Origin of the sequence: Photorhabdus luminescens subsp. luminescens, from assembly GCF_001083805.1 — a bacterium.
GTDB classification, from domain to species: domain Bacteria; phylum Pseudomonadota; class Gammaproteobacteria; order Enterobacterales; family Enterobacteriaceae; genus Photorhabdus; species Photorhabdus luminescens.
The window spans coordinates 145,120-166,372 of record NZ_JXSK01000005.1 but is presented as its reverse complement, the minus strand read 5'-3'; the positions used below and the strand labels follow the sequence as shown (position 1 = coordinate 166,372).

At 48.0% G+C, this 21,253-nt stretch carries 5 protein-coding genes and 1 pseudogene; all 6 read right to left on the bottom strand.

Annotated features, from left to right (window positions below; all coding sequences use genetic code 11):
* Positions 1-126: 126 nt before the first annotated feature.
* The gene (pttC, locus tag TI10_RS13840) at positions 127-7,281 is read right to left on the bottom strand and encodes a phototemtide A non-ribosomal peptide synthetase PttC (RefSeq protein ID WP_081348039.1); all 7,155 of its coding nucleotides are present in this window, start codon (positions 7,279-7,281) and stop codon (positions 127-129) included.
* Positions 7,263-18,140, bottom strand: coding sequence for a phototemtide A non-ribosomal peptide synthetase PttB (gene pttB, locus TI10_RS13835; protein WP_049583989.1), 10,878 nt, complete (start codon positions 18,138-18,140; stop codon positions 7,263-7,265). Before pttB ends, pttC begins: the two co-directional genes overlap by 19 nt.
* A gap of 77 nt (positions 18,141-18,217) precedes the next feature.
* A pseudogene (locus tag TI10_RS13830) lies at positions 18,218-19,003 on the bottom strand (IS30 family transposase).
* A gap of 95 nt (positions 19,004-19,098) precedes the next feature.
* Positions 19,099-19,302, bottom strand: a complete 204-nt coding sequence (gene pttA / locus TI10_RS13825; protein WP_244161603.1) for a phototemtide A NRPS accessory protein PttA — start codon at positions 19,300-19,302, stop codon at positions 19,099-19,101.
* A 648-nt stretch (positions 19,303-19,950) separates the two neighbouring features.
* Entirely contained in the window at positions 19,951-20,079 is a 129-nt protein-coding gene (locus tag TI10_RS26355) for a hypothetical protein (protein ID WP_279615325.1), read from the bottom strand.
* 429 nt (positions 20,080-20,508) lie between these two features.
* Positions 20,509-21,252 (bottom strand): amino acid ABC transporter permease, encoded by a 744-nt coding sequence (locus TI10_RS13815; protein WP_049583986.1) that lies wholly within the window; start codon positions 21,250-21,252, stop codon positions 20,509-20,511.
* Position 21,253 lies beyond the last annotated feature (1 nt).

Genomic DNA, 21,253 nt, shown 5'->3' with positions numbered 1-21,253 from the left:
TTTCTCTGAAATTTGAAAGCCTGATTTAACAGGCTTTCAACATTTCATACGCCTTTAGCATCATGGCAATATACAGTATTGTCTACAGAGTTATATGTAATGTTACTCTTTGTCTGTCAGAAAACCTTACTCAATGCTGCTGTCTGTGAGAATGCCGAATCGTTGTTGAAGTATTGGCCCAATCTCTTTAAGCGGACCTTCACTTAACATACTATCGTGGGAACAATTAATATCATGCAAGACGATGTTTCCTTCAACATATTCCCCCCATAAGTGCGGATCGTAATTAACATTATCGGCTTCGCTATGGCCTTGTAGCGCCCTAAAGAATACGAGGTCACCTTGAAACCGGCTGGGTGAAAACTCACTGAGCAAACGCGGCGCATCTCGGAATTCGGCAAGAATACGTTCGAAAATATTCTGCTCGAGGCTTGCTAATGGATGCTCGATCTCAGACAGCCGTTTTTTCAAGCCAGTCACGCTTAGCTGCTGCTCGTTCTCAGGTGCCGAACCGGTAAATGCCTCAAACATTGCACGCAGACTTTCCCGATCGGTGCGTACCATGTCTCGGTAAATCTTCCACAACGGATAACCATCCATAAAGATCAGGACATTGACCACTTTATTATCCTTTTGCAGCAAGGTGGCTATTTCATGCGCGAGATGACAACCGAAAGACCAGCCCAGCAATGAATAAGGCCCCTCTGGCTGGATCTTATAAATCTCTGCCAGATAATTTTTCGCCATGTCATAAATTGATGATGGTACAAGGCCGGTGCTCAACCTGCGTGCCTGAATGCCATAAAGAGGCTGCTGCTCGCCCAGATACGGGATCAGCCCCGCATAAGACCAACTCAATCCTCCCCCAGGGTGTAAACAGAACAGCGGCGTTTTTTCGCCAGCCGGTTGCAATGGCAGCATGATGTCCAGAATATTGCCACACGGGCTGCTTTCAAGACGCCTCGCCAGCAGTACAACGGTGGGCGATTCAAACAGGTCACGAATAGTCAGCTTCTCATCCAATTCTTTTTCGATACGCGCAATCAGCCGTGCCGCCAGCAGTGAATGCCCTCCCAGTGCGAAGAAGTTGTCATCAATGCTGATGTGTTCAACACTCAATAGCTCGCAGAACTGCGCGTAAAGCCATTTCTCGCTTTCAGTCTGTGGTTGGCGGCCTTGCCGCAAACCGAAGTTTGGGTGTGGCAACGTGGCAACATCCAACTTGCCGTTGGCGTTTAATGGCAGTTCTGCCAGCAGCATGACCACAGCAGGCACCATAAAATCAGGTAAATGCTCACGCGCATGCTGTTGCAACAACACCGGTAGATCTTCGGGGCTTGCAAAGGGCACCACATAGGCAACTAATTGTTTATTGCCCGAATGATCTTCGCGCGGAATGACCACCGCTTGCTGCACGGCGGAGTGCTGCTTCAGCACGACTTCGATTTCCCCCGGTTCAATCCGAAAACCGCGAATTTTCACCTGCTGATCGCTGCGGCCAACAAAGTTGAGCACGCCATCACGCCGCCATTTCACCACGTCTCCGGTGCGGTACATGCGGCTGCCCGCAGGCCCGAAGGGATCGGCGATAAAGTGTGCCGCACTTTGCCCCGGACGCTTAAAATAGCCACGCGCCAGGCCGCGGCCGGCAATGTATAGCTCCCCTGGTGCGCCAACTGGCACCGGCTGTAAAAATTCATCTAATACATAGAGGCTGGTGTTATCCAACGCGGCACCAATAGGGATGTCCAGATAAGGGGCATCTGTTTTGGCGATGGGGTAATCGGTGGCGTAGGTAGTGGTTTCCGTTGGGCCATAGATATTCATCAATTCAAGATTGGGCCAATGTTCCCGTACCGCCTGCACCGCGCTGGCGGATATCTTTTCACCACCGGTGAATACCTTCTGCAAAGAACCCAGGCATTGCGGATGTTCTTCCGCAATCAGCCTGAATAACCCTGATGTCAGAAATGCGGCGGTTACTTGTTGTTCAACGATGGTCGATGTCAACAGATCCAGATCGAGATCGTTGCCCGGCACGATGACGGCCTGATGGCCGTTAAGCAGAGTGGCCCACAGCTCATAGGTTGAGGCATCAAATGCGTAGGGGGAATGCAACAGAACACGCTGGTGATGCTCGCTGCGCCAGCGCCGATCGAGAGCCAGGGTAATGATGTTATCTTGCGTGGTGGCGATTCCTTTGGGCTGACCCGTGGAACCTGAGGTAAACATCACGTAGGCCAGATTCTGGGCGCTTACCGGCTCGCTGACCCACGCAACATTGTTCTGGGTACTGGCGTTGACTACGGTTTCCACCTGTAAACTGGCCGGCAAAACCACGTGGCTATGTGTATCATCCACCAACACAACCTGCATTCCGACTTCATCCACTATATGCTGCCAGCGTTCCAAGGGATCGCTGGTACGCAGCGGCACATAGAACCCTCCGGCCTTAATTACCGCCAATATGGCGATCGCGAGCGACAGCGAGCGCTCCATCAGCAATGCAACGCCATGTTCCGCTTTCACGCCAAGCTGTTGCAGGCGTTGTGCCAAATCATTTGCGCACGCGTTCAGTTGCGCATAGGTAAGCTGCTCATCACCACAACTCAGAGCAATGTGTTCTGGTACCACCGCCACCTGTTTTTCAAACAGGCAGGCCAGCGACACCGTCGGCACTTTCTGTTCCGTGGCATTCCACTCGGTTATCATTTTGTATTGCTGCTCGGCAGTTAACAGTGGAATGTTCGCCACTGGTGTGGCTGGTTCTTCTGCAATGAACGACAGCAATCGAACAAGGTACTGCGCGAGCGCCACCACCGTATCGCGATCAAACAGATCGACGGCATACTCAATCTGGGCATTGAGTGCACACACCTCACCATCATCGCTATAGACCTCATCAAAATTGAACGTCAGATCGAATTTGGCAGGGACAAAACCAACCGGCTGCGGTTTCACCTGCAAATTGGCAAATTGCCGGGTGTTGTCGCCGTTATTTTGCAATACCAACATTACCTGGAACAACGGATGTCGTAAGGCAGAACGCTCAGGGTTAAGCGCTTCTACCACCTGATCAAAAGGCACATCCTGATTTGCATAGGCAGAAAGCATGAACTCACGCACGCTGGCAAGCAACTGATTAAATTCAGGGTTCCCCGCGCAATTTACTCTCAACACCAGCGTATTGACAAAGAAGCCAATCAAATTGGCCATAGCTTCGTCGACTCGCCCGGCAACACCTGTGCCCAGCGTAATATCATCGCCAGCCCCCATCCGGCTAAGCATGACGGCGACTCCGGTTTGCAGCAACATAAATGGCGTTACGCCCTCATCACGCGCCAGTTTTTTCAGGCGGCCATAAAGCGCTTGGTCAATCGCATAACTGACCCGGGCACCTTGTTGACTCGGTACGGATGAACGCGGGCGATCGGTAGGTAGATAAATTTCCTGGGGCGATCCTGCCAGCGCGCTACGCCAGAACTCAATTTGCTGTGCGCCGCGAGTGGAGGCATCCTGCACATCCCCCAATAGTTGACGCTGCCATAGCGCGTAGTCGGCGTATTGCACGGTTAGTAGCGCCCACTTCGCTTCCTGGCCCACGCAGCGCGCCTGATAGGCCAAAGACAGATCGTGTAACATTGGCTCTAACGAACCGCCGTCACAGGCAATGTGGTGAATGACCAGCAGCAGCACATGTTCGTTCTGGTCCGGTAAGTGGAACAACCACCCACGCAGCGGTAAATCATTTGCCAGATCGAACTGCCAGGCAGCAGCTTTGTCGATGCTTTCCGACAGCTCCTCCGGTGTCACATTGCCGATGATCAGAGACGGCGCCACGCTATCAGGCGCTAGAATATGTTGATAAGGCTGATCAAGATGCAGAGGATATAGCGTGCGCAGAACCTCATGGCGCTGTACCAGATCGCCCAATGCCTGGCGCAATGCTTCATCATTGAGCGGCCCATTCAGCTTCAGGGCAAGCGGCATATTATACGCGGCATGATCGTTGCCAATGTTATCCAACAGCCACATTCGCTGCTGGGCAAAGGAAAGGGGTAAATATTCCTCACGGGCCTGGCGCGTGAGCGTTTCACGGCGTTGAGTGCCCTTTATCGCCAACTGCTCGGCAAACTGCGCCACGGTTGGGTAATCAAACAGTGTGCGGATCGGTAACTCAATGGCTAATGCTCTGGATACACGGCTAATCAGGCGCATCACTAACAGCGAGTGGCCGCCCAACGCAAAAAAGTTGTCGTCCATGCCTACCGTTTCCACCCCCAGCACCTCGGCAAACAACCCTGCCAGAATTTCTTCCTGCGCCGTGCGCGGCTGGCACCGTCTGCCGCCATGGTTGAAGTCTGGCACCGGTAATGCGCGTTTATCCAGTTTCCCATTGACCGTCAAAGGGAAACGCTCAATCTGAAGGATGGCCGCAGGCACCATATAGTCAGGGAGTTTTGCCGCCATGCGGTGGCGCAGTGCCGCCGTGTCAATAGCAGCGTCACTGTCGCTGGTGATATACCCCACCAATTGTGGATTGCCAGGCTGATCTTTACGCATCAGCACCACGGCTTGGGTGACCTGCGGGTCATCCGCCAGAGCCGCTTCAATTTCGCCCAGCTCAATGCGGAAACCACGTAGTTTCACCTGCTGATCGGCTCGGCCTATATAGATCAGCCCGCCTTCTGGCGATCTAAAGGCCAAATCACCCGAACGGTACATACGGGAACCCGGTTCACCATACGGGTCGGCGACAAAGCGCTCGGCGCTTAACCCCGCGCGGTTCAAGTAGCCGCGCGCTAGCCCGGCACCAGCAATGTACATTTCCCCTTCAACACCTGTAGGAACGTGGCGTAAAGCGTTATCCAACACATAGATACGCAGATCGGGGATCCCAACACCAATCGGGCTACCCGATTGGCTGCGCATCATTGCCGGAGTCAGCGCCTGATAGCTGACGTGCACGGTTGTTTCGGTAATGCCATACATGTTGATTAATTCAGGCGCTGCCGAATCGTGGCGTTGGTACCAACGTTCAAGCTGGCTGAGATCCAGCGCTTCCCCACCGAATACCACTTTGCGCAGCGTCAGTGGATATTTCTTCTCGCGATCGCTTTGATCCGCTTCTATCAATTGATAGAAGGCAGAGGGCGTCTGGTTTAATATCGTGACTTTCTCTTCGCTCAGTAGCTTGAGGAATGCCTGAGGATCGCGGCTCACCATAAACGGTACGATGACCAGCCGCCCGCCATATAACAATGGCCCCCAGATTTCCCACACTGAAAAATCAAAAGCATACGAATGGAACAGGGTCCAGACGTCATTACGGCCAAAATCGAACCACGATTGCGTTGCTGTAAAGAGCCGTAACACGTTTTCGTGCGGGATCAGCACCCCTTTCGGGTTCCCCGTAGAGCCAGAGGTGTAAATGATATAGGCCAGGTTTGCCGTACTAACTGGGCGTAAAAGTTCATCGGGTTGAAGATCCCGTTTGCTGAACGGCGCCAGGCGCTGCTGATATTCAGGAATATCAACCACCAAATCAGACGTGGAGCCGCTTAACGTGCCGGCATTTTCTGTGTTGGTGATGATAAGCGTCGGTTTGGCATCTGACACGATAAAACCAAGCCGTTCAGCAGGGTTATGGAGATCCAGTGGTAGATATGCAGCGCCAGCTTTTAATACGGCTAACAACGCAATCAGTGTTTCCATCGAGCGTGGCAACGCCAATGCCACGACATCCTCAGCGCCAATGCCGCGGTTCACCAAATAACGAGCCAACTGATTGGCCCGCTGATTAAGTTCGCCATAGCTCAGGCGATCGTTGCCTAAGCTCAGCGCAATCGCATCCGGCGTTTCGCACGCGCGTTTTTCAAACATTCCGTGGAGCGTATCGGCTGGCAATGATGCCAGCACAGGGTAAGGTTGAACCATGGCCTGAACTTCTTGCGCCAGCAGCAGCGGTACGCTGCCAATAATCGTCTGCGGATCGTCAATGATGGCATGCAGTATCAGCATGAAGCGCTCGGCCAGGTTTGCCACAGTTTGATCGTCAAACAGGTCTGGCAATGAGCTGAAGCGCAGGGCTAGCGTTTCACCCGGAACCGCCACCAACCCAAGCGGGTAATGCGAGGCATCCCCGCCATGGCGCACCGTTAGCGAGATGTTCAGCTCGGTATCAGATTGCTCACTGCTGCCTTCTATGAGCGGGTAGTTCTCGAACACCATCAAGGTATCAAACAGCTCGCCATAACCGGCATCCGCTTGGATGGTCGTCAGGTCAAGATATTGATAATCAAGCAACCGGGTTTGCTCTGTCTGTAGGCGTTGCAAAAGCGTAGTAAACGTCTCCGCCAGGCTGAACGTCAGGCGTAATGGCACGGTATTAATTAGCAACCCAACGATGCTTTCCACGCCGGGCAATTCACCTGGCCGGCCGGAAACCGTGACGCCGAACACTACATCGCTGCGCCCCGTCATTCCTCCCAGCAGCACGCCCCATGCGGCCTGGATCAATGTATTTACCGTCACGCCAAGCTGTTTGGCGCGTAAGTTCAGCCGCTGCGTGTATGCCACATCCAGATGCTTATGCAACAGATTCGGTTGCAGATTTTCCGTGGCGCGCCCCTTTGCCAGGCAAGTTGGCGCCGCCAGGCCACTTAGCGTTTCGCGCCATACGGCTCGCATTTCGTCAACATCACGCGCCGCAATCCATTGCAGATAGTTGCAATAGGGGGTGATCGGCGGCAAGGTGCTGCCTTGCGCATCACCCAGATACAGAGTGCATAACTCTTGCAACAGGATAGGAATTGACCAGCCATCCAACAACAGGTGATGGTTGGTAAAGACCAGATAATGCTGCTGTGCCGCCAGTTTGACTAGGGTGAATCGCAGCAACGGCGGATCGTGCGGATCAAAGCGCTCATCATAATCGGTCTGTAACAGCGCGGCGAATGCTGGCTGTTGCTGCTCTGGTGATAGATGGCTCAAATCCACCTCACGCCACGGCAACGGTAGCCCCACCAAGATCAGTTGCACCGGCGTTTCTACGTCTTCGTACTCAAACCCCGCGCACAAGTGCGGGTGACGTTGCAGTAAGGTTGTGACAGCCTGTTTCAGCTTTTGGCTATCTAAAACGCCAGCAAACTGGAAAACCTGTTGCACCTGATACGCATCACTGCCTTGGGTATCGTACAACATATGGAACAACAGACCTTTCTGTAATGGCGATAATGGTAGTATCTCTTTAATTTCCATATTTATTTCTTCTTCTTCCACTTGGCTTGAAGTTTTTCCAAGCTATTCTGTTTAAGCGATAGCATCGTGATGTCCGATGGTGTGAATCCCCCCGCGTCAGGCACCGTAGAAAGCTGCGACATTGCTTTTAGCCAACGGAACCAATGGTTACCCAACACGCTAATACTCTTTTCCGTGTGCAGCGCTCTGGCCCATGACCAGTTGGAAACCAGAACCGGCCCTTCCGATCGCTCTTCTACCAACGCATTGAGTGAAAGCGCATGAGGGAGCGCAAAATTGTTATCAGCCGTTGTATCCAGCAGATTCGCCTCTGCGGCCACCTGCCAGTCACGATCGCCACCCGCAGCTATGCGGCCCAGATAGTTGAAGCCAATCTGGGCCTGCTGCTGCTGTGACAAGATTGGCCGTGTTTGCGAATTCAGATAGCGTAACAACCCATATCCAAGACCGTTCGCAGGCACTTGGCGTAGCTGCTCTTTGATGCGTTTTAGCGCATGACCTAATGAATAAGGGTCTGCCATCTGCGTAGCGCCCGGTTCGAGCCGCACAGGATACATGTTGGTGAACCAGCCAACAGTGCGCGACAGCTCCGTGCCGGGAAGTTCTTCACGCCCGTGCCCTTCAAGATCCAGCAGGACATCCGTCTGTGAAGTTTGCCGCCAGTCATTAACGGCCAGAGCAAAGGCGCAGAGTAGCACGTCGTTGATACCTGCATGGAAGAGCGCCGGTATCGTCCCCAGCAACGGTTGGGTAAATGCCGCCGGTAACTCGAGCCGCAGTGAATCGCTGGCCGCAACGGTGTCTTGCGTCCCGTCTAAAGGGCGGGAAGTCAGCAACGTATCCGGCTTCGCCAGCACCGTTAGCCAGTGATTCAGTTCGTTACGCCGCGCATTGGCCTCTTGCTGCAATTGATACGCCCACGCACGGAAAGAGGTACCCACCGGCAACAGATCTGGCGTTTTCCCCACACTCATGGCTGCCCAGATGTTTTGCAAATCCAGCGCTAAAATACGCCAAGAGACACCGTCCACCACCAAGTGGTGAAGCACCAGCATCAGCCGGCCAGGCTGCCCGGAGGATGCGCGGAACCAAACCGCCTGTAGCATTTTTCCCGCCGCCGGATCGAGGCGCTGTTTTGCGCGTTGGCTTTCTGCCTTGATGCAGCGTTGTAGTTCCGCCAGCGTGAACGCCTGGCAATCCACAATGCTCAATGCGCCATCCACGATGTCTGACATCATTGGCGGAATGGTCAGCAGGACATCACCGCTCGTGGAGCGATTCGCCACCAGGCGCAAGGCATCGTGCTGCTCTAACAGCAGCGTCAGCATCTGCCTGAGTTGTTTCTCATCCAGATGCTCCGGCGTTTGCAACAACGTTGCCTGGCTGAACCCGTTGATGTTACCGGGGTTTTCCATCAACCAATGGATAATTGGTGTAACGGGTAATTCACCTACCGCGCAAATCCGCGTTTCAGCAACCGTGGTAATGTTCGCCTGCATTTTTCTGGCCAAGGAAGCAACGGTTTTGTGCTCAAAGACCTGGCGTGGCGTGAATATCCAACCAGCCTGGCGCGCACGCGCGACCAGCTGTATCGCGGTGATACTATCACCCCCCATTTCGAAGAAGCTGCCGTCAATATCAACCTGTTCCACGCCCAATAAATCGGCAAAGAGCGTGCAAAGCAGTTGTTCTTGCGTATTGTGCGGGCCACGGTGATGGGGCTGATGGAAATCAGGCTGCGGCAATGCGTGCCGATCGACTTTACCGTTCGGCGTTACCGGAATTGCCGGCAGCATGACGATGGCCACAGGCACCATATATTCCGGCAGGCGGCTACGCAGATATTCGCGTAGTTCTGCGGTATTAACGTCCCCTTCACTCACCACGGCGTAAGCAACCAGTTGGCGAAGCCCCGGCTTATCTTCACGCACGATCACCGTGGCCTGGCTCAGTTGAGGATGTCTCAGCAGCAGGGATTCAATTTCACCCAATTCAATACGGAAACCCCTGATCTTGACCTGATGATCCACACGCCCAGCAAACATCAGCTCACCGTTGGTTTGCCAATAGGCGACATCGCCGGTGCGATACATTCGGCTACCTGCCACGCCAAACGGGTTCGCTACAAAGCGTTCCGCTGTTAAATCCGGGCGCCGCACGTAGCCACGGGCTAGGCTTTCACCTGCGATATACAACTCGCCTTTTACCCCTGGCGCGACCGGTTGCAAACGCTCATCCAGAACATAGACCTGCATGTTGACGATCGGCGTGCCGATAGGCGGCGCTTTTCCAGCCGCCAACGGTTGGCTCATGGTGACGCAGACCGTGGATTCACTTGGCCCGTAGGCATTGATCATCCGGCGTCCCTGGCCCCAATAGTCGATCAGCTCCGGCTGGCAGGCTTCGCCCGCCACCACCAACGTCTCCAACGCAGGCAATGGCTTACGCGGCATAACCGCCAACCCCACGGGTGGCAACGTGGCGTGCGTCACGCCTTGGGCCAGCATCAGTTCATACAGCGGCTCCCCCGGTGACAGCGCATCACGGCCTGCAACGACCAGCGCCGCACCGCTTAACAGCCCCATACTGATATCCCAGAACGAGGCATCGAAGCTCGGTGAAGCAAACTGCAACACGCGGCTTTGCGGCGTAACATGTAATCGCTCGACCATGCTGGCAACCAGGTTGCTGATACCCCGGTGCGTCACCAGAACGCCTTTCGGCAAACCGGTAGAACCAGAGGTGTAGATAATGTAGGCCGCATTATCGATGCTCAACTTCCTTGGCAAAGTAATGCTTTCCGCTTGCTGCCGGGCCAATTGCGTATGCAGCACCGGTTGGTCAATCTGCAAACTGGAATACTGCGCCCCCAGTTTTTGTACGAACGCAGAATCCGTGATGACCAGCGCAGGCTGCGAGTGTTCCAACATATAATTCAGGCGTTCCTGAGGATAATCAGGATCAAGCGGTAAATATGCAGCGCCGGTTTTCAGCGTAGCAATCAGCGCGACAATCAGATCAACCGAGTGCGGTAGTACGATGGCAATGATGTTTTCTGTGCCAACGCCCCTTTCCATCATCAGATTCGCCAACCGGTTAGCCCGTTGATCCAACTGGCTATAAGTCAGCCGTTCGCTTTCCCCCAGCAGGGCAGGCGCATCCGGTGTTGCTTTGGCAAGGGCTTCGAATTGTTCGGCAAACGTCTTGGCCGGCAATTGCCGGGCAGTGTTATTCCATTCGTTGATAATCTGCTGGCGTTCATGTGCGCTAAATATCTCCAATTCATTGATATTACAGCATGTATTGCGACTGATGGCCTCCAGCATATTAGCAAAATAACCCGCCAGGCGCTCAGCGGTTTTGCCGTCAAACAAGTCGGTAGCATATTCAACGATGCCGTTTAATGAGGTTGGCGTTTCTTCAAAGTTGAAGGTCAAATCAAACTTCGCCACCGGCAGCAGCGGTGTACCAACGCGGGTGTTCAGTCCATCAAAATGGACCTCGCCACGGGCGTTGTTTTGCAATACCAACATTACCTGGAACAGCGGATGGCGCGACAGGGAACGCTCTGGGTTCAGCGCTTCCACCAAGTTTTCAAACGGCAAATCCTGATGTTCATACGCCTGCAATGCGCTATCGCGTACGCGCGCCAGCAATTGATCAAAGGTCGGATTCCCAGAAACATCGGTGCGCAACACCAATGTATTGGTGAAAAAGCCGATTAGAGGTTCCAGCGCTTCATCGGTACGGCCAGCAATAGCCACGCCCAGTGGAATGTCATGGCCCGCGCCTAACCGGCTCAGCAGCACCGCCAAGGTTGCCTGCAACACCATAAACAGGCTCGCATTTTGCTGCCTTGCTACTTCAAGCAAGCGTACATAGACCTCTGGATTAACTTCAAAACGCCATTGCCCGCCTTGATAGCTTGAACTTTGTGGCCGTGGCCTGTCGGTTGGCAACTGCAACTCTTCCGGCAGCCCATGCAGCACTTCGCGCCAATACGCCAACTGGTGGCTTTGCAGGCTGCCCGTATCACGGGGATCACCCAGCAGTTCGTGTTGCCACAGGGTGTAATCGGCATACTGCACCTGTAGTGGCGCCCAGTTCGGCGCTTGCCCCTGCAACCGAGCATGATACGCCAGCGCCAGATCGCGCAACAGAGGAGCAAGCGATGCCCCATCGCTGGCGATATGGTGCATCAGGAATAAAAGCACATGATAATTCGGTTCAACATGGAACAGCCAGGCCCGGCAGGGGTTTTCATACGCTAAATCAAAGATATATTCTGATGCTGCCAGCACCTCTTCATCTAAATTCTCAGCAAGGACGCGGTGCAACGTCAGTTCGCACTGTGCGTCTTCCCCACAGGCAATCTGTTGATAAACGTTACCATCCGACCGCTCCTGAAAGCGTGTGTGCAGGCTTTCATGGCGCGCCACCACATCATTCAACGCTGCTGCCATGGCAGGAACGCTCAATTCCCCCTGCAACTCCAGTGTCAACGGCATGTTGTAGAGTGATTTACCCCCTTCAATGCGGTCAACCATCCATAGCCGACGCTGGGCCGCAGACAACAACAGGCATTCTGGCCTTGGTTTCACCTGCAACGCTGGACGCAGTGCGCTCCCTTGCCTCAGGCGCTGCGCAAACTGCGCTACCGTTGGTGCTTCAAACAGATCGCGGATGCTGAGGTCCACCTTTAGCGCTTTGCGAACATGGCTGACAAGGCGCGATGCCAACAGGGAATGACCACCCAGATCGAAGAAATTATCGTCGATGCTAACCTGGGACAAACCGAGGACCTCGGCAAACAAGCGGCACAGTTTGCTTTCCTGCTCATTGCGTGCGGTTCGCCCGTGGCCAACGTTGAATTCTGGAACGGGTAACATGCGCATATCGACTTTCCCGTTGGCAGTCAGCGGGAATCTCTCTACTACGCTCACAACTGCCGGCACCATAAAATCTGGCAACCGGGCGCTCAGCGTTTGTCGCAGCAATGTGGGTTCACACTGTCCGATTTTTTCGGCAATGACATACGCGGCCAGCTGTTTATTTCCTTTTTGCGGTTCGAAAATGCACACGAACGCCTGGGCAACGCCTTCCTGCTCCAGCAATGTCGCTTCTATCTCGGCAAGCTCGATGCGGAAACCACGTATTTTGACCTGCTGATCGCCACGGTTTAGGTACTCCAGAACCCCTTCCTGCCGCCAACGAACCCAGTCGCCAGAACGGTACATGCGATCGCCACTGCTGCCGAAAGGATTGGCGATAAAGTGTGATGCCGTCAGGCCAGGCTGGTTAAGGTAGCCGTGCGCAAGCCCAGTACCGGCGATATACAACTCGCCAGAAACGCCGACAGGCACGGGTTGCAAGTAGGTATCAAGCACATACACTTGCATATTGTCCAACGGCGTACCAATAGGCACCGAAGCGCTATCCGGTACGCTATACATTGCATAGGTTGTTGCAAAGGTAGTGGTTTCGGTTGGCCCGTAGCCGTTCATCATTACCAGTCCAGGGCAGCGCCGCATAACGGTTTCGATAGCGGATTTTGGCAATACATCGCCACCGGCGAGTAACAGGCGCACACTGGCCAGGGAAGAGGCGTGGTTTTCCGCCATCAGCCGGAACAAGCCAGCCGTTAGCCACAGGGCGGTTATTTTTTCATTGGCGATGGTCTGCGCCAGCACATCAATATCCAGCTCACCCTTTGGCGCCACCACTAATTGCCCACCGCACAATAGCGGCACCCAAAACTCGTAGGTCGAGGCATCAAACGCAGCAGGGGAATGCAGCAGCACACGCTGATGATCTTCTGGCAACCAGCGGCGATCGCAAGCTAGTGCTATAACGCTTTCTTGGTTTACCGCAATGCCTTTAGGTTTACCGGTTGACCCAGAGGTATACATAATGTAAGCAAGGCTGGAGGGTCCGGCGTTGGTTGTCGGGTTGATTTTTGACCAGCGTTTCCCAGCAGAATCGGCCACGTTGCGTATCACAAAGCGCGCCGTTGGCAGGTGGTTATCGACATCAGTAATCAATACCGCTGCACCTGCGTCATCCAGCATCATTTGCTGCCGTTCCAGAGGATCACTGGCGCGCAATGGCAGATAGGCTGCACCAGCCTTAATCACCGCCAACGTGGCAATGACCTGATCGATCGAATGCGCCATGAGCAACCCGGCGCAAAACGCTTCCGCCCCGGTGAGTTCGCGTAACCGGTGTGCAAGGTGATTGGCCGCGATGTTCAACTGGGCATAGGTTAACGTTTTGCTGCCTTCTTTAACAGCAATAGCGTTTGGTGAACGGGCAGCCTGCTGTTCAAACAGCACACCCAACGACAGGTTTGGCAATTCTACGAGCGTATTGTTCCAAGTTTTGAGCAGTTGTTGACGTTCAAACGTATTTAACAAGCAAATTTCACTAATTTTCTCAGTGGGCCTGTTCGTCATAATGTTCAATACACTGAATAAGCGGTCTACAAATCCCGCAACGGTTTGCGCATCGTATAGGTCAGTCGCAAATTCAATATGTCCTCTTAAAAGACCTTGTTGTACATCCTCTTTGAAAACAAACAGGAGATCGAACTTTGCCGTTTTAGTTAATAACTCCTGTTGCTCAATACGTAACGGCAAAAAGATATTGTCCAACGAAAATTCCTCTTCCAGCACCATCATGACTTGAAATAATGGATGCTTAGACGCGGAACGATGTGGGGTTAAAAACTCGACAACTTGCTCAAAAGGCAAATCCTGATGCATATAAGCATCAAGTACTGTTTTACGAACCTGTGCTATCAGGGAGACAAAATCAGGATTACCAGAAAGGTTGGTACGTAATACCAATGTATTGGAAAAAAGGCCAATTAATGGCATTTGGGCTTCATCTGTACGGCCCAAAACGGGAGTGCCTACCGATATATCATCACCGGCCCCCATTCGATGAAGCAGCACGGCAAGAGCCGTTTTTAGAACCATGAACAGACTGGCTTCCGCTTGTAAAGCCAGGCGTTTTAGACCCTGATATATATCCTGAGGAACTGAGAATTTATAGCAATCACCTTTGCTACTTGGCTTCGTGGGCCTAGGTTGCACACTAGCTATTGTTACCTCTTCTGGTAATAACGCTAGCTGGTTACACCAGTAATGCATTTGTTTCGCATACAAACCTACCGACTTTTGCTCATCAGATAGTAATATATGTTGCCATAATGTGTAATCTGCATATTGCACTGGCAAAGGCGGCAGTGAAGAATTTTCTCCTTTCAAGTGAGCCTGATAGTAATGGTCCAAATCATGTAGTAAGGGGGAGATAGAACCACCATCTCCCGCAGTGTGATGGATTAATAGCAAGAATATATGCTGCTCGGGTTTTATCCGATACAACCAAGCTTTAATAGGCAATTCTTTATCAAGCCTGAAGATATAACCAACCTGCTGAGTTAACTCTTTTGTAATTTGAGACTCATCCAACTCGTGAACATGCAATGAGAACGAGATTTCTTCCATCGATACAATATATTGGCATGGTATATCATCCTGTAAGGTCAGATAAGTACGCAAACTTTCGTGCCGTTTCACTACATCAGACAGCGCTGCTGAAAGTGCGATGGTATCCAATTCCCCATAGATGCGTAATGCCATAGGCATATTATATGCACTGCTCTCATTAATCTGTCCCTGTAACCACAGACGTTGTTGGGCAAATGACATTGGCAAGATATTTGGTCGTGACTGGGGGGTCAGTTTTTCTCGTAGAGAATATTTTTTGTCTGTGTCAGCTATAACCTTGGAAAGCTCTTTAACCGTTGGAGATTCAAAAATAGCTTTTAGAGGTAATTCAATATCCAACTGAATGCGTAAACGAATAAGTAACTGTATTGCTAGTAGAGAATTTCCACCAAGATTGAAGAAGCTATCATTAATACCTATCGACTCAAATCCTAAAACCTCCTCAAAGATTTTGCATAAGATTTTTTCCTGGGATGATTCTGGTAAAACTCGCTCACCTGACTTGAATATCGGTGCTAGCAAAGCGTGGCGGTCTATTTTACCATTCGGCATCAGTGGAAAACTATCCACTATCATAATAACTGCCGGCAGCATATAGTCAGGTAGATTTTTTTTCAGCCATTTATTTAATTCTTCCGACGAGCAAGAATTGGGTTTGCGCAAAACAACATAGGCTACTAAATATTTGTTGCTGATACTTTCTTTTCCGTACGCAATGACTAGCGCATTCTTTATTAATGGTGATTTCAGGAATGTATTTTCAATTTCTCCCAACTCAATTCGATAACCACGAATTTTTACTTGATTATCGACACGCCCCAAGAAATTGACATTCATATCACTTCCCCAGCAAGCCAGATCGCCAGTACGATACATACGCTGTCCAGCGGTTCCAAAAGGATTTGCGACAAATCGCTCGCTGGTCATAGTAGGGAGGTCTAAATAGCCGAGAGCCAATCCATCACCAGCTATATATAGTTCTCCTGGATATCCTACAGGCACAGGCTGAAGAGCTGTATCAAGGATATAAATCTGCGTATTTAGTATTGGTAAACCAATAGAATTTGGCTGCACAGACTTTGCCGTCAGTTCATGTAAAGTAGACCAAATGGTGGTTTCAGTAGGACCATAAACTTGAATGACTCTATGTGCTAGAGACACCATACGTTCAGCCAAGTTCGTAGGCAACGAATCACCACCAACGATTGCGGTGAGGTTACTCAATGAGTTCGGCTGATACTCAACCAATCCTTGCCACAAAGCTGGGGTGCCTTGCAAATGAGTTATGTTATTTCGGACGATTTCCGATGCCAGTAGATTAGGATCTCGTGTAGTATCACGAGACGCTAACGCTATTGAAGCTCCATTAACTAATGGTAAGAATATTTCCAAACCTGCGATGTCAAAACCAATCGTTGTAACAGCGAGTATTCGGTTGCTAGGTTTTATTTGCAATGACATTTGCATTGCGTAAAGAAAATTAGTAAGCGAATGGTGTGTAATCACTACTCCCTTAGGATTCCCTGTCGATCCTGATGTAAACAAGATATACGCAGCTTGATTAGCAGTAGTGACTACTCTAATAGGGTTGTGAATTGATTGAGAATTGACTAATAAGCAGATATTGATATCATCTAATTGTATCTGAAGAGCATCTAAACAAAAGTTAAAATTAACATTAATTGACGTCAATACAATTTTCGGTTTTGCGGTTTCAATAATATATTTCAGACGTTCTTCAGGATAATCAGGATCTAACGGTATATATGTTGCACCTATCTTCGATATAGCTAACAATGCTACAATTAAATCAACGGTCCGAGGTAATAGTAACGCTACGGTGTCATTAGGGAGCAAATGTTGACTTAATAAATAATGACCCAGCTTGTTTGATCTTTCATTAAGTTGAGCGTAAGTTAAAGAAATATCACCACAATATAAAGCTGATTTATTTGGGGATTTTTTTACTTGATCTTCAAAACGATCAGCAAGTGTTAACGAAGGGATTGATGCCAGAGTTTTATTATTAATAATTTCTAAATTTCTATATTCATTGTCATTTAGCAATAACAAAGAACCAATGGTAGCATCTTGATTTGTTAACAAATCATAAAAAACTTTTAACATCCGAGAGGTATGTTCAGACAACTGTTCTGGAGAATACAACTCACTATTTGCATCAAATCCAAGGGTCAAAGGAACTTCTTTATTATAATCAAAGAAAAAAATGTTGAGATCAGAAACAGGTCCATTTGCAATATTGCAAGGTAGTATTTTACTTTGATGAAAATATCCACCATTATCAAAACTTTCAACGTTTATACTTATTCGATATAATGATTCACCACTATTAATTATTTTTAAATCACGACACAGATCTTCATATCTATATTTTTGATGACGTAAGACCGTCATGATTTGTCTCGCTGCTCTGGCTAAAACCGTCTTCAAATCCAAATCTGGCGAAAGTATTAATCGCATTGGAAGTATATTTGCCATCAGTCCTGGTATAATACGTTCTTTCCTTCCAAGCCTTCCTGTTACTGGTAAACCGACTATGACTTCAGAAAGTCCCGTCATGCGATGCAAGTAAACGCAAGTTATGGCAATAAGCAAGTTAGGTAATGTGCAATTCATTTCTTTTGATTTTTTATGCAGCAGGTCAGTTAATTCATAACCCAAACTCACACGATGACGTATTATAGTTCTTAAAGGAGGAGCTATTCGATTCGCTAGGCTAGCAGGAGCAGGAATATCAGCAAATAGATTTAACCAGTAATCACGGTCACAAATAAATCTGGAAGAATTATGATAATCAATATCACCATCAATAAGTTCCTTAAATTTACCGAATGGTGAAGGGGGAGGAGAACCATCAATAAAAGAAGCGTTATATAAACTTATGACACGTTGAATAATGAGTGATGCCCCCAAACCATCCATAACTATATGATGATAACAGTGGAAATACAAAAATTTATTTTCTGCTATTTTTATTAGTAATATTTCGAATGGAAGCTTCTCACAAATATCAAAAGATTGCTCCGTTCTTGCCATTAAGAAATTTTTAGCTTTCTGGAGTGCAATTTCCTCTCGAAAATCGCTGTAATCAATAATTTTTGGTTTATAGTTATTTATAGAAAAAAACTTCTGTTTAATACAATTATCAAATTTATAAAAACGAGAGTGTAAAGCCTCAGCTTCTTCTACTGTTTTTCTAACCGCCTCAGAAAAATATTCAACATTTATATCACCATCAATTATAAAATATTCGCTTATATTATTTATTGACTTATTTTCTATAATTTCGTTGAATGACCAAATTCCGAACTGCGCAGATGTTAAATTACAATACCCATCCTTATTCATATATAGTCTGCCTTAGCTACAAATGTTATAGGGATAATGTTTTTGTTTGGTGGTTTCGCATAGTAAGCGCAACATAATTAAGCTACGAGTAAACAAGTTCGTATCCCTTTAAATAGTCTATTTGGGGTTTTGTCACCATGAGTCTTTCGGGGACGATTATTTAATTCTAAACCGTTATCAAACGTCATTGTTTTAACCATTTGTTTTAACGGGTATAAAGCCCTCACTGTGTCTTCAGTTACTTCTGATGCTTGTTTTCCGTTCAGTTTGATAATGATTATATAGAGTGTCTTACGTTCAACCCGAGTTGATAATACACTTTTTTTATCTTTTCCTATTATCACATCACCTTCCCAATCACCAATTCATGCTTTTTTATCAACGATTTCTGGGCGTTCATTAATACTGACTTTGTTTTTAATTTTTCCCCTTCTTTCATAACAACCATACCGTTTACGATACGGTTTACTGACAATTCTGAAATATTGCCATAAGTCACCTCTATCCATTTTATTTTTATAAATCAATCTATAAATGATTTCATGATGCAATGATATCCTTTCATACTTCCTTATATAGTCAACCACCTGTTCAGGACTCAAATCTTGCCAAATTAGCCGCTTTATCCATTTTTTTATTTCTTTGGTTACTTCTGTAGCTTTCTTAGCAAAATAATGGTGAGAAAGCCCCTGAAGATGGGCCTGTTTCGGACAATATTCTTTTACTTTCTGATTTCTTTTCAACTCTCTGCTAATGGTTTATGGGTTTCGATTGAGTGATTGACAATGAAACGTTGTGAAAAACCCACTTTTTAAACTAGAAATCGGGTATCTTCCTGCTTCGGTCAGTTGTTTATAGACTATAGATTTTCTATGGCGGGAAAGATGCCTAATATAGTAACTAACCGCCATTCTGAAAAATTGCACTTATTAGTCGAACCCGCTTTTTCTAATTTATTTCACTGCAAACTTTTTAGCCTCATATCTTCCCAATTACTCTCTACAAAACTCAAACAATTCTCACGTTTTTCTGGCCCGTAGATAACTTGCCAACCAGCAGGTACTGCAATAAATACAGGCCATAGTGAGTGTTGACTTTCATCATTTATTAATACAAAGAAATCAAGAGATTCATTTTCAAATGGATTGCTCAAAACATAAATCCTCAGTTTGGTTCATGATTAAAAAATCTTATATGTTAACTTTGGCAAGTCAATAAAAAATATTTGTTTCGTGATAAAAGCCACATTTATGATTATTTTATATTTTAAAAAAGTTGTAATACACAATGAAATAACACACTCACTGTAAAGACAAATATTGAATAAGATATTATTCGCATCATATAATCTAGTGATTAATTTTATTTTTTATGATTAATTGGATTAAGGAGAGCATAAAAAACGTTAGGTATTATTCTATGCTGTAATCACTTCGGTTAGATGGTTTTTTGTTTTTTCTCCCAATTTTACTCCCGGATACCAACGCTCAAATTGTGCCTCTAGCTCACCGTTTAATACGGCCGTTCGCGTTTTCAATAAATAATGAACGCCTTATTAGCTCCATTGCATTTGTTGCTGATAAAGCCTCTTTTTATCTCTCTATACTTTGATCAGTTGATCTGACTCTGATGTAGGAATAACGCATGTTTCCCTTGGCCGTTAACTTTTGGTTGGTTAAATCTAACTGCACCGAGAGCATCTATGAAAGGATAGATATCTCTGGTTGTCGTAGTCTCATCAGCATTCATTATGGCACCAAGGTTTTATTCCTTTCATCTGCTAATGTGGCACCAGGCATTCCATTACCGGCTAAACAAAATGGGGATTTGATGACAGGCGTGTTGAATCGGTTATTTTATTGCCAATCGGTAAAAAGCCCCACACTTTTTTAGGTTCATCAGGTGCAGAACTCATTGAGGTGCGGGCATCCTTGCCCATAGAGACGCCGGATAGATTTAAGCAAACCTACCATTAATCAAAATCAGGGTTGCAAAAACGGGGGGTGACCCTATATTTTATGTCCTCGCCTTAATCATGATCGATAACAATCAACTAAAATATCGAATATTTCTGTAAATCCAGAAGGTGTAAATCTAACAAGCAATAATAAGATGCCGCATTTATTATAATATTTTATAAGTTATATCATCGCCATATTATCTAAAAAGATGATTATTCTGTTATTTCAACGGATTTTTATTATCTTCACAAAACTCTTTATTTACTTTAATAATTTCATTATTGTTTTGATTTCAGAATGAAAATATATTTCAATAATATAAAATCGGAAAAATAAATTAACATTAATAATCTCCCTATCGTTAAAATAGGGAGATTATGCCTTAGATAATTAAGTAAAGAGAAAAACTAATATTGGGGAGCCAACACTAATTTTTCTTTCCGCCAGAAACGGAAAAGAGATATTTTTCTACGCTGTAGAGTGAAGCGGCGAACAAGATAGTTTGCTGCCAATTCCAGCGCCAAACACATCACGAAATAAATTAACGCGACAAATAAAAAAACTTCTGTCGGGTAAACCATGCTGCGGTTATTAACCTGAGTCGCCAGAAATGACAGTTCCGCCACACCAACGATATAAGCCAAAGAGGTATCTTTTATCAGCGCAATCCACTGGTTGATAAAGGAAGGTACCATCATACGCAACGCTTGTGGTAAAACAATGTACCAAAGTACCTGCCAACGGTTAAAACCTAATGATAGCCCTGCTTGCCACTGACCAGCGCCAATCGCAATAATCCCCGCTTTCACTCCATGAGCCAAGTAAGCCGATGTGATCAACGCCAGAGCGCAAACTACGGTGGTAATTTCTGGAATTTCCATACCAAGCATCACTGGCAACAGGAAGTAAGTCCAAAAAATCAGCATAATGACGGGAATTGCCCGGAAAAAGCCCAATACTGCGGCTAACAGGTTAACCCAGAAGCCTTTCAGCATTGCCAAAGCAATACCTGCGACCGTACCTAATACAATAGAAATCGCCCCGGCTATCAGGCTAATCATCAACGTCAACGCCGCCCCTTCAAGAGGACCATCAGGAAATGTACCTAATAGTAGATAGCGCCAGTTTTCTGCAATGACTGAAAAATCCATT